12 protein-coding genes and 1 pseudogene are annotated in these 13,512 nt (G+C 32.5%); 2 read left to right on the forward strand and 11 right to left on the reverse strand.

Annotated features, from left to right (window positions below):
- From tkt to Q0U66_RS04105, 4 genes are all read right to left on the reverse strand, one after another.
- A partial coding sequence (gene tkt / locus Q0U66_RS04090; protein ID WP_297377731.1) for a transketolase occupies window positions 1-1,670 on the reverse strand: 1,670 nt, incomplete at its 3' end.
- A 78-nt stretch (window positions 1,671-1,748) separates the two neighbouring features.
- The gene (locus Q0U66_RS04095; protein ID WP_297377732.1) at window positions 1,749-2,933 is read right to left on the reverse strand and encodes a hydroxymethylglutaryl-CoA synthase; all 1,185 of its coding nucleotides are present in this window, start codon (window positions 2,931-2,933) and stop codon (window positions 1,749-1,751) included.
- 1 nt (window position 2,934) lies between these two features.
- A complete protein-coding gene (locus tag Q0U66_RS04100; RefSeq protein ID WP_297377734.1) occupies window positions 2,935-4,176 on the reverse strand; it encodes a hydroxymethylglutaryl-CoA reductase, degradative in 1,242 nt (413 codons plus the stop codon).
- An 8-nt stretch (window positions 4,177-4,184) separates the two neighbouring features.
- Window positions 4,185-5,405, reverse strand: coding sequence for a thiolase family protein (locus Q0U66_RS04105; protein WP_297377736.1), 1,221 nt, complete (start codon window positions 5,403-5,405; stop codon window positions 4,185-4,187).
- A gap of 225 nt (window positions 5,406-5,630) precedes the next feature.
- On the opposite strand from Q0U66_RS04105, the gene ftsH reads away from it, so the two are divergent.
- Window positions 5,631-7,595 carry an ATP-dependent zinc metalloprotease FtsH gene (gene ftsH, locus Q0U66_RS04110; protein WP_297377738.1) on the forward strand — a complete coding sequence of 655 codons (1,965 nt, stop codon included), beginning with the start codon at window positions 5,631-5,633 and terminating at the stop codon, window positions 7,593-7,595.
- Between the two features lie 43 nt (window positions 7,596-7,638).
- Here ftsH and Q0U66_RS04115 read toward each other — a convergent pair whose 3' ends face one another.
- The 5 genes from Q0U66_RS04115 to Q0U66_RS04135 are packed head-to-tail and all read right to left on the reverse strand — an operon-like array spanning window position 7,639 to window position 11,764.
- Entirely contained in the window at window positions 7,639-8,325 is a 687-nt protein-coding gene (locus Q0U66_RS04115; protein WP_297377740.1) for a 5'-methylthioadenosine/adenosylhomocysteine nucleosidase, read from the reverse strand.
- Window positions 8,326-8,373: 48 nt separating this feature from the next.
- On the reverse strand, window positions 8,374-9,360 hold the full coding sequence (pta, locus tag Q0U66_RS04120; protein WP_297377741.1) for a phosphate acetyltransferase: 987 nt from the start codon (window positions 9,358-9,360) through the stop codon (window positions 8,374-8,376).
- An 8-nt stretch (window positions 9,361-9,368) separates the two neighbouring features.
- The gene (locus Q0U66_RS04125) at window positions 9,369-10,079 is read right to left on the reverse strand and encodes a DUF4446 family protein (protein WP_297377743.1); all 711 of its coding nucleotides are present in this window, start codon (window positions 10,077-10,079) and stop codon (window positions 9,369-9,371) included.
- Between the two features lie 2 nt (window positions 10,080-10,081).
- Window positions 10,082-11,008 (reverse strand): ParB/RepB/Spo0J family partition protein, encoded by a 927-nt coding sequence (locus Q0U66_RS04130; protein ID WP_297377745.1) that lies wholly within the window; start codon window positions 11,006-11,008, stop codon window positions 10,082-10,084.
- A gap of 6 nt (window positions 11,009-11,014) precedes the next feature.
- Entirely contained in the window at window positions 11,015-11,764 is a 750-nt protein-coding gene (locus tag Q0U66_RS04135) for a ParA family protein (RefSeq protein ID WP_297377747.1), read from the reverse strand.
- A gap of 218 nt (window positions 11,765-11,982) precedes the next feature.
- On the opposite strand from Q0U66_RS04135, the gene Q0U66_RS04140 reads away from it, so the two are divergent.
- Window positions 11,983-12,198 (forward strand): hypothetical protein, encoded by a 216-nt coding sequence (locus tag Q0U66_RS04140; protein ID WP_297377749.1) that lies wholly within the window; start codon window positions 11,983-11,985, stop codon window positions 12,196-12,198.
- A 188-nt stretch (window positions 12,199-12,386) separates the two neighbouring features.
- Here Q0U66_RS04140 and rsmG read toward each other — a convergent pair whose 3' ends face one another.
- The gene (rsmG, locus tag Q0U66_RS04145; RefSeq protein ID WP_297377751.1) at window positions 12,387-13,094 is read right to left on the reverse strand and encodes a 16S rRNA (guanine(527)-N(7))-methyltransferase RsmG; all 708 of its coding nucleotides are present in this window, start codon (window positions 13,092-13,094) and stop codon (window positions 12,387-12,389) included.
- Window positions 13,084-13,512: pseudogene (locus Q0U66_RS04150) on the reverse strand (tRNA uridine-5-carboxymethylaminomethyl(34) synthesis enzyme MnmG); the annotation flags it as partial. The pseudogene Q0U66_RS04150 and the gene rsmG, both read right to left, overlap by 11 nt.

Genomic DNA, 13,512 nt, shown 5'->3' on the forward strand with positions numbered 1-13,512 from the left:
TAAGCTAATTGAACTTCTGAACCTGTACCAATCAATACTATTTCTGGATTTTCTCCAAAGTCTTTAAGGATGTACCCACCCTTAAATAGATTTTCTCCAGTATTTTCATAGTTTGGTAGGGCTTGTCTTGATAAAATCAAGTTTATTGGTCTTGAGTGTTCAGTTATAGCAAAGGCCCATGCTGCTGCTGTTTCTTTAGCATCTGCAGGTCTTATTGTAACTGTATTTGGAATAGCTCTTAACATTGGTAATTGGTCTACAGCTTGGTGGGTAGGTCCATCTTCACCTAAACCGATTGAGTCATGTGTGAAAATATATACTACTGGTTGGTGCATCAAGGCAGACAACCTTATTGCTGGTTTCATATAGTCAGCAAATGATAAGAATGTTGCTGTATATGGTCTTAAACCACCATGTAAACTAATACCATTAGCCATTGCAGCCATGGCATGTTCTCTTATACCAAAGTTGATGTTTTTACCTCTTGGATTTTCTTTAGAGAAGTCTTCTTCACCTTCTAATCTTGAATTGTTTGATCCAGCTAAGTCAGCAGAACCACCAAATAGGTTTCCAACATGCTCATTTAATCTATTTAAGGCTATACCTGATGATGCTCTTGTAGCTAAAGCTTTATCGAACTTGTAGTAGTCTTCTGTATCTAAGAATGAGAAGTCATAGTCATTTTTGAATGCTTTTTTGAATTCTACATATAGGTCAGGATTTTCCTTGCTATATTCTTCAACTAATTTATTCCATTCTTCTTCATTTTTAGCTAATTCTTCTTGTTTATTTTTCAAGTATTCTCTAACTTCATCAGCCACAAAGAATTCATCTTCGTATTGATAAGCTAAAGTTTTCTTCATTTCTTGAATGTCTTCTTTTGATAAAGGATTACCATGTACAGCTGATGTATCAGCCTTGTTTGAACCAAAACCGATTACAGTGTGTATCTCAATTAAAGTAGGTCTTTCCTTATCTTTTTTAGCCTCTGCTATTGCAGCTTCTATAGCTTGTACATCTGTACCATCTGCAACATCTAATACTTGCCATCCTAAGGCTTCATATCTTTTTGCAACATTTTCTCTAAAGGCAAGGTCGGTTCTACCATCAATTGTGATTTGGTTTGAATCATATAAAACTATTAACTTATCTAAACCTAAAGTACCAGCCAATGATGATGCTTCATTTGAAACACCTTCCATTAGACAACCATCACCTGCTATTGCATAGGTATAGTGGTCAATAATTTTATGTTTTTCTGTATTGAATCTTGCTGCTAAGTGTTTTTCTGCCATAGCAAAACCAACAGCCATAGCTACACCTTGGCCAAGTGGTCCAGTTGTCAATTCAACCCCATCTGTAAATCCGTATTCTGGGTGACCAGGAGTTCTAGAATTTAATTGTCTAAAGTTCCTGATATCATCCATGGTTACATCAAAGCCATACAAGTGTAATAATGAGTATTGTAGGGCTGATGCGTGACCAGCTGATAGGATAAATCTGTCTCTATTTACCCATTTTGAATTTTTTGGATTGTATTTCATTACATCATTAAATAGGGCATATCCCATTGGTGCCATACCGATTGGCGCACCTTGGTGGCCTGAATTAGCCTTTAACACCATTTCGGCTGATAAAGATCTAATTGTATTGATAATTAAATTTTCCATAAATATCCTTTCCTTATTGTGTTTTATATTTTGTGCTTCCCTTTAATTATATATCTTAGGTGCTTAAAATACAAAAGATTATCTATGATTGTAGTATCTTTTACCATCTTCGATTTTTTCTAAATAGAAGCCTTCAACATCTTCTCCAAGACTTATTTCTCTATCTTGATTTTCAATATATTTAGGCTTGAAATATTCTTCATCATAGTAGTCAAGGGACATCTCTTTTCTAGTATTCAAAGAATCTTTAATATCTTCTACATCAATATGGTCCCTATAGTTTTCAGCTAGGTATCCTGTAAATATTTCTGAAACAGCTCCTGAGCCATATGAAAATAGTCCTATTTCTTGACCAGCTTCTAAATCTCCATAAATCATTTGAGATATTAAAGCTAGGTATAGTGAGCCTGTATATAGGTTGCCTACTTGTCTGGTAAGTCTGGTAGAGTCTTCATATTTGTCTAGCCATTGGTCTATTTGTTTCCCATATTTTTCACCCAGGTCTTCCTTGCTTGCGACCAAAGCTTTTTTGCCCATTTTGGTAAATGGTAGGTGGAATAAAAAGGCTTGTAAAGAATCTTCACTATCCTCATATTTTTCCATAAATCCTTCCAGGTTTTCTTTAAACATATTTATATAGGTGTCTGTTGATAATTTGCCATCTACTAGAGGATATTCTCTATAGGATGGCCTCCAAAAATCATAACAGTCATAGGTAAGGGCTAGGCTTTTTCCTGATAATTCTAATATTTCAGCCTTGTTAGAAACTAAAACAGCGATAGCCCCAGCACCTTGGGTAACTTCTCCACCACTGTTTGCACCATAACTTGCTATATCAGAAGATAAGATAAGTACCTTTTCTTCTGGATTCAACTTAACATGGTTATAGGCATTTAGTAAGGCTGCTGTAGCAGAATAGCAAGCTTGTTTTACTTCATATGATTTAGCAAATTTATTTATTGACAAGAGTCTATGGACTTGACTAGCAGCAGACTTAGAAAAATCTATGGAAGATTCTGTAGCAAAGACAACTTGGCTTATGGCCTTTTTATCTTCTTCTGTCAATATTTTATTTGCTGCATTAGCTGCCATAGTCACTATATCTTCACTTTCTTCTATAACTGACATTTTTTCCTGACCTATGCCTATAGTCCATTTATTCGGGTCTACTCCTCTTTTTTCAGCCAGGTCTACAAGGTCTACATAATATTTAGGTATATATAATCCAATTTTTTCTATACCAACTTTACTTATTTCACTCATGTTACTCCTCTTCTCTCATCTTAGCCAATATTTCCTTAGCCAAACTTAAGTTAACCTTGTCAGCTTTAAGTAGCCTATCCATAAACTCATCCATTTCCTCTTCTTTAACAGCAATTTGTTTTGCTAAAGTTTTGGCATGTAAACTCATATGTCCTTTTTGTATTCCATCTGTAACAAGGGCCCTTACTGCAGAAAAGTTTTGAACAAGACCTACGGAAGCTATTATTTTTGCTAATTCTTTGGCATCTGGGTTTCCTAAAACTTGTAAAGACCATTTAGCTATTGGATTTATGGATATGGTACCTCCAAGTGTAGCAACTGCCATAGGTATTTCTATTTTCCCTAATAATAGGTCCTCTTCTTCATCAAAGGTCCAACTTGTTAAAGACTTGTATTGGCCATCTCTTACTGTGTAGGCATGGACTCCAGCTTCAACTGCCCTAAAGTCATTTCCTGTTGCTAGGACAACTGCATCTACGCCATTCATGACCCCTTTGTTGTGGGTAACAGCCCTATAAGGGTCAATATTTGCATATTTAGTCGCAGCTTCTATTCTTCTAGCTACCTGTCTAGCTTTTTCAATATCCTTGTCTAAGTTTTGTACCGGAGTTTTTGTTTCAGCTACAACTACTGATTCTGTAGCATGGTTGGACAAAATTCTCAATAAGGCGGAAGAATTTGTCAAGTCTTCAGCTAAAGGAGCCAAGGCTTCTAAAATTGTATTTATAGTGTTGGCTCCCATGGCATCACAGGTATCTACTGAAATATAGATGCATACAAAGTCTTGGTCAAACTTCTTGAATGTGATTTCTTTTGGACCACCACCTCTTTTTATCATACTTTGTGAATGTTCCTTGGCTAGGTCCATTAAATTATCTTTATTTTCTTCTAATATTTTTATAGCTGCATCTGGGTCTTCAACATTTTCTAAGATAACTTGACCTATTAAATATTTTTTATCCATGCTTGTTTCTATATTACCTAAGGTTTTTGCCCCATTGCTAGCAGCCGCTATTACCGAAGGTTCTTCTATGGCCATTGGTATGATATATTCTTTTCCATCAATAGAAAAATTCATAGCTAATCCTAAAGGAATCTCCATATTTAAAACATAGTTTTCAATCATGGTATCTCCTATTTCTTCAGCTAGAGATACTGGTTCATTTAACATATTCAATTCTTTTAAGATTTGCCTTCTTTCTTCAAGAGTTTTTTTATAAAACTTATTAAATTTCTCTTTCATTTTTTCTCCTATCCCTTATAGTTTGGGTTTTCTAAAAGGATTGCTATTCCTTGGCCTCCACCTATGCATGCTGATGCTATAGCATATCTTTTATGTAGATTATTTTTAAATTCATAAATGATAGATGTGATTTGTCTAGCTCCCGACATGGCTAAAGGATGACCTAGTGCAATAGCTCCACCATTTATATTAAATGAATTTTTGTAATATTCACTGTCCATGCTTATGTCTAATTCTTCAAGACATCCTAGAATTTGACCTGCAAAGGCTTCATTGATTTCTAAGATATCTATATCTTTTTTAAGGTCTAAATTGTTGTCTCTACATATCTTATTTATTGCTTCAACTGGTCCCAAACCCATCATGTCTGGTCTTAGACCGATAATAGAATAGTCTACAAATTTCGCTAGTATATCTAAGTTATTCTCCTTAGCGTAGTCTTCTGTTGTCATAATATTAAAGGCTGCTCCATCATTAAAGGAAGAAGAATTTCCACCAGTTACTGAGCCTTCTTCCCTAAATGCAGATCTTAACTTAGCAAGTTTTTCTATACTTGTATCTGGTCTTACTTGTTCATCTTCATCAAAGATAAAACCATTTTCTACTTCTATACCTACTATCTCTTGGCCTAATCTACCACTTTCTTTAGCTTTTTGAGCCTTTATATGGCTATCATAAGCAAATTTATCTTGGTCTTCTCTAGATATTTTATATTTTTCTACTATATTTTCAGCTATCAATCCCATATTTTCTATAACATGGTCTGTACCAGATACACTTCTTAAACATTCAAAATTTGTATCTATCAGTGCTTTATTAGCAAGACCTAGACCTTGAAACCTAGCTTCTAAAGGTAGTTGGTAAGGTGACCTAGACATCATTTCTATACCACCTGCTGCTACTACTTCTTTCTTTGAAAATTGTAGCTCATGGAAGGCTGATATAGCAGCTTGGATACCAGACCCACAGACCCTATTTACAGTCATTCCAGTTAATTCATCCTTTAAGCCCATATTTATTCCAATAACTTGGGCTAAATTTATAGCTGTATTGCTAGAAATAACATTTCCAACTACGACTTCATCTATATCATCTTTCTTTATCCTTGATCTAGAAATAGCATCTTCAAGGACTTTTTCTCCTAATTTTTCAATTGCAATATTTTTTAATTTTCCTAAGTACTTTCCAACAGCTGATCTAGCTGCTCCTACGAATACTATATTTTTCATTTTTTCTCCGTTATTTGTTTTAATTCAATTAATATTTATTGTAACTCAATAAGTAATTTTATTATTACATATAGTCATCTTATTTACAAGAAGCAAGATTCATTATTATATTTTTGTTAATTGGGTATTTGTTATATAATCTTTTTATAGGTAATACATTATTTAAACATTTTTATATAATATATTTAATATGAAATAATATTTTAATTTTATTAGGAGACTTTGATGACAGATAAAAGAAGAAAAAATAATAAAAATAATAAAAACAATCGAGGTCCAAGGCCAATATGGCAATGGTATTTGATTGGTGCTGCTATTATTTTAGCTATACAGATGTTTATTTTACCTACGGTAAAAAATAGCAGTATAAAAGAAGTTAGCTATAGTGAATTTGTACAAAAATTATCTAGTGGTGAAATAAAAGAATTAAAAGAAGAATCTTACCAATACTTATTTAAAACTGGTGACAAGGAAAATGAAAAAGTATATAGGGTTGGTAAATGGAAAGATCCAGATATAACAAAAAGACTTTTAGATGCTCAAACAAAGTTTGGTACAGAAATTGTCGAACCAACCAATCCATTTATACTATTTTTAGTTCAGTTGGTTGTACCACTTGCAATAATGTTTTTAGGTATTAGGTTTATAACAAAAAATATGATGGGTGGATCAAATGCTATGAGCTTTGGTAAATCCAATGCCAAGATATATATTCAACCAACCAATGCAGCTAAATTCAAAGATGTAGCTGGTCAAGATGAAGCTAAAGAATCTTTGGAAGAAATTGTGGACTTTTTACACAATCCAAAAAAATATGCAAAGATTGGTGCTGTAACTCCTAAGGGCGTGCTTTTAGTGGGCCCTCCAGGAACAGGTAAAACTCTTTTAGCCAAGGCTGTTGCCGGTGAAGCCAATGTGCCATTCTTCTCACTATCTGGTTCAGAATTTGTTGAGATGTTTGTAGGTCTTGGTGCTTCCAAGGTTAGAGATTTATTTAAACAAGCCAATGAAAAAGCCCCATGTATTGTATTTATAGATGAGATTGATGCTATAGGTAAGAGAAGAGATACTTCAGGCTATAGCGGAAATGATGAAAGAGAACAAACCCTAAACCAATTACTTAACGAAATGGATGGTTTTGATGCTACTTCAGGAGTTATTATACTAGCAGCAACAAACAGACCTGAAATCCTAGATCCTGCTCTAACAAGACCTGGTAGGTTTGACAGACAAGTAAGGGTTGAACTTCCAGATATTAAGGGAAGGGAAGAAATATTAGAAGTTCATGCAAAGAAAGTAAAAATGGACAAAGACGTAAATCTAAAGAACATTGCAAGGATGACAGCTGGTGCATCTGGTGCTGACCTAGCAAATATCATAAATGAAGGTGCCTTAAAGGCAGTTAGAGAAGGTAGAAACAGCGTTACAGAAGAAGACTTGTCAGAATCAGTTGAAGTAGTAATAGCTGGTCAAAAGAAAAAGAATGCAGTAATCACACAAAAAGAAAAAGAAATTATAGCCTACCACGAAGTTGGTCACGCTATAGCAGCTGTAGCCCAAGAAGATACAGCTCCTGTTACAAAGATTACAATCATTCCTCGTACTTCTGGAGCCTTAGGTTACACCATGCAAGTCGAAGAAGAAGAGAAATTCCTAATGTCTAAGGATGACCTCTTTAGAGAAATGGTTACTCTTGCTGGTGGTAGGTCTGCTGAAGAAATTATCTTCAATATCAAAACTACCGGTGCCTCAAATGATATAGAAAGAACTACCAATATAGCCAGAGCTATGGTAGCAACTTATGGTATGGATGAAGACTTTAACTTTGTTTTACTTGAAAAACCTTCTTCCCAATACCTAAAGGGTTCAGGTACAAACTCTTATGCAGCTACAGAAACAGAAAACATGGTTGATAAGAAGATTATGGAAATCATAAACCAATCCCATGCTAAGGCTCATGAATTACTAAATGCGAATATAGATAAGTTACATGAAATTTCTAAATACTTATTAGAACAAGAAACTATTACTGGTGAACAATTTATGGATATCTTCCATAATGAATATGTTTTAACTGAAAAACCAGATTATATTAAAAACTTGGAAGAAAAAATAAAAGACCAAGATGTCAACCAAGACTCTGAAGAAACTATTGATGAATTAGAAGATTCAGATAAGAAAGAAGATTAATATATAAAGAAAGAGTAAGAACTTTGTATTCTTACTCTTTTCTTTAAGCTAAATTTTCTATAAAAGATTCAACCATATCAGCTGACCTTTTTGAAGTTATTTCTACATTTTTCAAAAAATCATTTTCACTATTATCCTTATCCACAATATCAGATAAGGACCTAATCACCACAAAAGGTATAGAAAACTTTTCACAAGCTTGACCTACAGCTCCCGCTTCCATTTCACAAGCTATGGCTTGTGGGAATTTCTCTCTTAAGTCTTTAATTAGACTATTATCACCTACAAACTTATCGCCTGAAATTATATCTCCAAAGTAAATATTTGCCTCTATATGATTTTTATCAAAGGCTTCCTTTATTTTATCTCCTAGACTTTTATCTGACTGACTATAAATTCCAAGCCCCTCAGGACCATCTAAATAACTAGTATCGAAATCATGCTGGATTACCCTATCCGAAATCACTATATCTAAAGTTTCTTGGCTAGGAATCATTCCTCCTGAAGTACCAATATTTATAACAAAGTCTATGTCAAAATGATACAAAAGAATAGTTGTTATAATAGCAGCATTTACCTTGCCTACCCCGCTTTTACATAAGACAACTTCTTTTTCTTTTATATTTCCTTTATAAAAAATGGAATCCAAATAATTAATTTCTTCTATATTATGCATTTTATTTTTAATTGCTTGGACTTCTACATCCATAGCCCCTATTATTCCTATCATCTTATCTCCTAATAAAAAACTAGCTAGTTGCCTAGCCAGTTTATGTTTTTATAATGATTGTGCAGCTGTAACAATAGATGTCATATAAACATCCTCAACATTACATCCCCTTGATAAGTCATTTACAGGTTTGTTTAGTCCTTGTAAGATAGGACCTACAGCTGTAAAGCCACCAAGTCTTTGAGCTATTTTGTAACCAATATTACCTGCTTCTAGATTAGGGAAAATAAAGGTGTTTGCCCTACCAGCAACAACTGAATCTGGAACCTTTAATTTTGCAACTTCTGGTGCAAAGGCAGCATCAAATTGCATTTCCCCATCAATATCAAAATTATATCCTTTTTCTTTAGCTAATTGTCTAGCTATTTTTGTAGCTTCTGCTACCTTCTTTGTATCTTCTGTAACAGCTGAACCCTTTGAAGAATATGATAGTAAGGCAATCTTTGGATCGATTCCAAATGTTTGAGCTGTAATGGCTGAAGATAAAGTAACTTCTGCTAATTGTTGTGCATCCAAGAATGTATTGATAGCAACATCAGCAAATAAGTATTTTTCATCTTCTCTTAATAAAATCATAGCACCAGATGTTCTTGAAACGCCTGGTTTTGTTTTAATAATTTGTAAAACAGGTCTTACTGTATCTCCAGTTGTATGAACAGCTCCTGAAACCATTCCGTCTGCATCCCCTACTTGAACCATCATTGTTGCGAAGTAGTTTGGATTTTTAAGCATTGATTGACCTTCTTCTTTTGTATTTTTCCCTTTTCTTCTATCTACAAAAGCATCTACATACCTATCAAATTCTGGATCATCTTCAGGATTTCTGATAGTTACTCCTTCAATATCAAAACCATGCTCTTTAGCAGCATTTTTCACTTCTTCAGGATTACCTAGTAAGATAGGAATAATTACTCCTTCTTTATGTAATCTTTCAGTAGCTTCTAAGATTCTTGGATCTGTACCTTCTGGTAAAACAATTGTTTTATCCTTACCTCTTAATTTTTCCTTTAATTCATCAATTACTTTTAATGACATTTCTCCCCCTATTTATTATTTAAAGCTTTGTCCAACGCAATTTGTTCATCTCTAGACATTTCAATGTCTGACCTACCATTTTGAATATGTTTAGTATAGTTATATGATGACTCTCTTGCATTTATGCTCGTCAACATTATACCATTATTAAACCTATCTAGTAAAACCATAGTGAAAGATAGTTTTCCTGTTTGATTTTCAAAAGCATCATACTTGTGTAAAACAACTTTTTGAACAGCGAATGCTAGTTGTTCATTCATGTTTTTTAGTCTTTTATCTGTATCTTTACCAATTTCATTTTCAAAGTCTTCCTGAGCCTTGTTTAAGCTATCAAAACTTTTATCTAGTCTTTCTTTTATTTCGTCCAGTTCATTTTTATATCTTGCATCAAGACTTGATATACGGCTGGAAATATCATTTGATACTTCATTTATTGAAGTATTGAAATCTTTTGTAAATCCATTTGTAGACTTGTCTAGATTATCTTCAAGTCTTCTTGAAAGATGCTCTAATTCTTCAACCTTTTCAAATGCCACATCCACATCTTCAGATAATTCACCTAAAAGTTCTTCAAAGCTTAATTCACCTCGTCCTCTTAAAAGCTTATTATATCTTGAAGTGATTCTGGACATCCTATTTGAAAGTTGATTTAAACTGTAAATTGTAACAAATAGTAATACAGTTAATATTATAATTATTAATAGTAAAATAACTTGCATATTTATACCTCTTCTTCATATTGAGATAGGAAATCTTCTAATTGGTCGTCACTTGAAAATTCAATATTGACTGTCCATTTATTTTTACCCTTGTTAACTTTAACTTTAGTACCAAGACTTTCAGTTAACCTCTCTTCTATATCAACTACAAAGATATCTCTGCTTACATTCTTCTTTTTACGAGAAGCTTTCTTTTCAATCTCATTTACAGTGATTTCTTTTCTAGCTAGCTTATCTAAATAGTCTTTCCTTAATAATATATCATCAATAGAAAGTAAGGCTCTAGCTTGTGAAGAAGTGATATTCCCATTTTCTAATTCTTTAATGGTAAAATCATCAAGCTTTAACAACCTAACCATATTGGCTATATAGGTTCTAGACTTGCCTAAAAGCTCAGAAAGTTCAGCTTGAGTCATCTTGTAATCTTTCATTATATTGTTATAAGCTTGGGCTTCTTCATAAGGATTCAAATCTTCTCTTTGGATGTTTTCCACCATAGAAACCATGTCTTTATCTTTTTTAGATAAGTCTTTAATAATAGCTGGAACTTCTTTTAGTCCAACTGACTTAGCTGCCCTAAATCTTCTTTCACCAGCAACTATTTCATAATGGTCTTCTCTTTTTATTAAAACCAATGGTTGTAAAACTCCATACAACTTAATTGATTCACCTAAAGAATCTATGCTCTCTTGGTTAAAAGTCTTTCTAGCATTATCTTCATTGACCTTTATTTGATCAATTTTAATAGATAAGACATCATCGACAATCTTATCTTTTGAGTTTGTTTTTTTATTAGTTTTAGTCTTGTTTTCTTCTTTCTTATTTATTTTTTTATCGGTAGTTTCTGAATAATTATTCTCTTTTTTAGTATCTTCTCTTTCTGGTATCAAAGCTCCCAGACCTCTACCTAAAGTTCTTTTCTTTGCCATATCCACCTACTTATTATTTTTTATAATTTCATTAGCCAGTTTTTTATAAGCTAAGCCACCCTTAGAGTTTGGATCATAATCTAAAATAGATAGACCATGTGAAGGGGCTTCCGCCAATCTTATATTTCTAGGGATAACAGTCTTAAAGACCTTGTCCTTAAAATATTTTTTTACTTCTTCAACAACATCTAGAGATAAATTGTTTCTGCCATCAAACATAGATATTAGCACACCTTCAACCTCTAAGTTTGGATTCAAACTTTGTTTAATCAATTCAATAGTTTGTACTAATTGAGAAACACCCTCTAAGGCATAGTATTCAGTTTGTATAGGTATCAAGACTGAATCACTAGCAACTAAGGCATTTATGCTTAACAGTCCCAGAGATGGAGGACAATCAATTATCACATAATCATAATCTTCAGTTTTTTCTAAAATGTTCTTTAATAGACTTTCTCTATTTTCTATATTAACAGCTTCTATTTCAAAACCTGATAAATCAGAATTAGAAGGAAGTAGATAGACGTTTTTAGCACTTGTTTCTAAAATGTTTACTTCTTCACCTAATAAGGCATCATACAAACTTGACTCTAAAGAATGTTTGTCTATACCTAGTCCAGAAGTACTATTAGCTTGGGGATCTAAGTCTATTACTAATGTTTTTTTCTTTTTATTTCCTAAATAAGCGGCTAAATTTACAACAGTTGTAGTTTTTCCAACTCCGCCTTTTTGATTAAATATTGATATAACTTTCATATTCACCTCATTTAAAATTATATCAGATATTAGTCTTTAATTAAATAATAAAATGTTTCATATGAAACATTCTTATATTCTTTTTTTTTATTTTTTTGAATTGTTTCATGTGAAGCATTTATATTAATTTTGATTTTTTGACAAATGAAATACAATATTATAAAATTTAACTAAAAATAAGGATTTCTTTTTTGAACAGTAAGTAATAAGGAGCAAGTATGAGAAATGTATTTTGGTGGAAGTTAAATCCAATAGAAAAATTAAACCGCTATAAGTGGGCTTTGATTATATTACCAATATTAGTTATAGTTTTGTTCTGGAAGTTTAGATTTGTACCTGCAATAATACTTTCTTTTATATTTGTAGAACTAGCATATATAAAGTATGAACTACTCAAACTAAAAGCTGACCTCTACAAAAAAGAAATAATATAAAACTAATTCTTGTATAAGATAATGAAGCCCTGCTTTAAAGTTTCATATGAAACATTCTGTCAAATATATCTATTATTGAATTTAAATTGTTTCATATGAAACAATTGCTATATACTTTTAATGTATTGTTTAAAATATAAATGTTTCATGTGAAACTTTAAAATAAAAAAAGAGCTGGGTAACAGCTCTTAATTTAATGGTTTACTTCTTGGTTTACCACCAGCTCTAGGAAACCTATGTGGTGTATTTTTAATTTTTCTTATAACTATAAGACTTCTAGATCCTAAATTATTAGGAAGATCGTATTCAATTACCTTGTCTACATATCCACCAAGCAGCTTTATAGCACCTTTGGCTTCTTTTAATTCTTTATTATAGTTTGGTCCCTTCATAGATATGAAGTATCCTCCAACTTTTACAAATGGAAGGCAATATTCAGATAGAGTAGAAAGGTTAGCAACAGCTCTAGATACAGATATATCATACTTTTCTCTATAATCTTCTTTTCTTGCCAACTCTTCAGCACGACCATGGATAGTTTCCATATTTGTCAATGCTAAATCTGATATTACTACATCTAAGAAGTTGATTCTTTTCTTTAATGAATCTAATAAAGTAAATTCCAGACTATTATTATATATCTTTAGTGGTATACCTGGAAACCCACCACCTGTACCTATATCTATAATCTTTTGGTTTTTCTCTATCAAGCCTGACTTATAAACCAATAGGGAATCTAGGAAATGTTTTATATATACTTCTTCTTCATTAATTATCTTTGTTATATCAATTTTGTAATTCCACTCTTCCAGAAGTTTATAAAAGTCTTCGTAATTTTTGATTTCTTTATCTGATAGGGCAAAGCCTTCTTTTTCAAATAAGCCTTTATACTTCATTGTTTTTCCTTCTTTGTACTTCTAGGTATATTAGGATAACATTGATATCTGCAGGTGTTACCCCTGACATTCTTGAAGCTTGCCCTACAGAATTTGGTCTAATTTTATTTAATTTTTCTACAGCTTCGTGTTTCAACCCATCTATTTGTCCATAGTCTTCAATATGGTCTAGTCGCTTGTTTTCCATCTTCTTAAACTGTGAAATTTGTGCATTTTGCTTGTTTATATAACCTTCATATTTTATTTGTGTTTGCACTTCTAATATATATGGTCTCTTTATTTCTGGTCTTTCTGGATCAAAAACTTTTACTAGTTTATAGTCTAACTCTGGTCTTTTTATAAGATCATATAAGGTCGTACCTGTTTTAATTGGATTTGAGTCTAGACTTTCTAATAAGTCATTATTTTCCTTGGTAGG

The organism is uncultured Helcococcus sp. (assembly GCF_946998255.1).
Taxonomy (GTDB): domain Bacteria; phylum Bacillota; class Clostridia; order Tissierellales; family Peptoniphilaceae; genus Helcococcus.

What these genes read in the sequence shown, in the direction of transcription:
- Q0U66_RS04140 (WP_297377749.1), top strand. Translation starts at nt 11,983, where the DNA reads ATGAGAAATGTATTTTGGTGGAAGTTAAATCCAATAGAAAAATTAAAC.
- Q0U66_RS04115 (WP_297377740.1), bottom strand. Translation starts at nt 8,325, where the DNA reads ATGATAGGAATAATAGGGGCTATGGATGTAGAAGTCCAAGCAATTAAA.
- pta (WP_297377741.1), bottom strand. Translation starts at nt 9,360, where the DNA reads ATGTCATTAAAAGTAATTGATGAATTAAAGGAAAAATTAAGAGGTAAG.
- ftsH (WP_297377738.1), top strand. Translation starts at nt 5,631, where the DNA reads ATGACAGATAAAAGAAGAAAAAATAATAAAAATAATAAAAACAATCGA.
- Q0U66_RS04125 (WP_297377743.1), bottom strand. Translation starts at nt 10,079, where the DNA reads ATGCAAGTTATTTTACTATTAATAATTATAATATTAACTGTATTACTA.
- rsmG (WP_297377751.1), bottom strand. Translation starts at nt 13,094, where the DNA reads ATGAAGTATAAAGGCTTATTTGAAAAAGAAGGCTTTGCCCTATCAGAT.
- Q0U66_RS04135 (WP_297377747.1), bottom strand. Translation starts at nt 11,764, where the DNA reads ATGAAAGTTATATCAATATTTAATCAAAAAGGCGGAGTTGGAAAAACT.
- Q0U66_RS04100 (WP_297377734.1), bottom strand. Translation starts at nt 4,176, where the DNA reads ATGAAAGAGAAATTTAATAAGTTTTATAAAAAAACTCTTGAAGAAAGA.
- Q0U66_RS04105 (WP_297377736.1), bottom strand. Translation starts at nt 5,405, where the DNA reads ATGAAAAATATAGTATTCGTAGGAGCAGCTAGATCAGCTGTTGGAAAG.
- Q0U66_RS04130 (WP_297377745.1), bottom strand. Translation starts at nt 11,008, where the DNA reads ATGGCAAAGAAAAGAACTTTAGGTAGAGGTCTGGGAGCTTTGATACCA.
- Q0U66_RS04095 (WP_297377732.1), bottom strand. Translation starts at nt 2,933, where the DNA reads ATGAGTGAAATAAGTAAAGTTGGTATAGAAAAAATTGGATTATATATA.